General features: G+C 70.5%; 2 protein-coding genes. One reads left to right on the plus strand and one right to left on the minus strand.

What is annotated here, in order from left to right:
- Nucleotides 1–4: 4 nt before the first annotated feature.
- Nucleotides 5–997, minus strand: a complete 993-nt coding sequence (locus HMPREF0591_RS01780; protein WP_007166674.1) for a stage II sporulation protein M — start codon at nucleotides 995–997, stop codon at nucleotides 5–7.
- Between the two features lie 36 nt (nucleotides 998–1,033).
- Here HMPREF0591_RS01780 and HMPREF0591_RS01785 point away from each other — a divergent pair.
- The coding region (locus tag HMPREF0591_RS01785; protein WP_007166675.1) for an RDD family protein at nucleotides 1,034–1,797 on the plus strand (764 nt) is incomplete at its 3' end.

The following is a 1,797-nucleotide window of genomic DNA, read 5'->3' on the forward strand; positions in this document are numbered from 1 at the left end:
CCCGTCAGCCGGTGGGGACCACGTCGGGCGCGTCCTCGATGTCGCCGGTCTCCCCGGCCCTGGCCGCCCGCCGGCCGAAATAGCCGATGTAGGTCAGGAACGCCGCCTCGGCGAGGATCCCGATGCCGACCCGGACGAACGTCGGCAGCGGCGAGGGCGTCACCAGCGCCTCGATCAGCCCCGAGACCAACAGCACGCCCGCCAGCCCGATCGCGACCGACACCACGGCACGCCCCTGCTCGGCCAGCACTTGCCCGCGGGGCCGGTCACCGGGTGAGATCACCGACCACCCCAACCGCATCCCGGCCGCGCCCGCCAGGAAGGCCGCCGACAGCTCCAGCAGCCCGTGCGGAACCAGCAGCCCGAGCAGCACGCCGCCCTTGCCGGCCTGGAACATCAGCCCGGAGATCAGCCCGAGGTTCGCGGCGTTTTGGAACAGCACGAACGGAATCGGCAGTCCCAGCAGGACGGACGAGGCGATGCATTGCGCGGACACCCAGGAGTTGTTCACCCAGATCTGCAGGGCGAACGCCGCCGCGGGGTGTTCGCTGTAGTAGGCGATCACGTCGTGGTTGACCAATTGGTCGATCTCGCTTGGTGTTCCGGCGGCCGACTGCACTTCCGGGCTGCCGGCCACCCAGAACGCCATGAGCAGGACCACGGCGAAGAAGCCCGCCGCCGTGCCCAGCCACCACCGCCACGACCGGTACGCGACCACCGGGAAGGACACCGTCCAGAACCGGACGAACGTATTGCTCAGCGGCGCGTGGGCGCCGGTCACCACCGAACGGGCGCGCGCGACGAGGCTCGAGAGCCGGCCGATCAGCAGCGAATCCGACGAGGCCGAGCGCAGCGTCGACAGGTGGGTCGACACCCGCTGGTACAACTCGACGAGCTCGTCGACCTCGGCCCCGGTCAGCGTGCGACGCTTCGCGACCAGCCGGTCGAGGCGGTCCCAGGTACCGCGATGGGCCAGCACGAATGCGTCCACGTCCACCCTGCGCAGCCTAATCGCCCTGTACCGTTCGGTGTTATGGCGGAGGTGGTGACCGGCGACGCCGTCGTGCTCGACGTGCAGATCGCCCAGTTGCCGGTGCGGGCGCTGAGCGCACTGATCGACATCGCCGTCATCGTGGTCGGCTACCTGCTCGGGCTGATGTTGTGGGCCGCCACCCTGACCCAGTTCGACTCCGCGCTGAGCACCGCCGTGTTGTTGATCTTCACGGTGGTGGCGATCGTCGGATATCCCGTGGTGCTCGAAACGGCGACACGCGGGCGTTCGGTGGGCAAGATCGCGATGGGCCTGCGCGTGGTGTCCGACGACGGCGGCCCAGAACGCTTCCGCCAGGCCCTCTTTCGCGCCCTGGCGTCGGTGGTGGAGATCTGGATGCTGTTCGGGAGTCCCGCCGTCATCTGCAGCATCCTGTCACCGAAAGCCAAGCGCATCGGGGACATCTTCGCCGGCACCGTCGTCATCAACGAGCGCGGACCCCGGCTGGGCCCCCCGCCGGTGATGCCGCCCGCCCTGGCCTGGTGGGCGGCGTCGTTGCAGCTTTCCGGCCTGTCCCCCGGGCAGGCCGAGGTGGCGCGTCAATTCCTCTCGCGCGCAACGCAACTCGACCGACAGCTGCGTCATCAAATGGCCTACCGCATCGCCGGCGACGTGGTGTCGCGCATCGCCCCGCCACCCCCGCCCGGCGCGCCGCCGGAACTGGTGCTCGCCGCCGTGCTGGCCGAACGGCATCGCCGCGAACTGGCGCGGCTCCGTCCGGCCATGCCGCCGCCGGGCGCCGCGCC

The organism is Mycobacterium parascrofulaceum ATCC BAA-614, from assembly GCF_000164135.1.
Classification (GTDB): Bacteria; Actinomycetota; Actinomycetes; order Mycobacteriales; family Mycobacteriaceae; genus Mycobacterium; species Mycobacterium parascrofulaceum.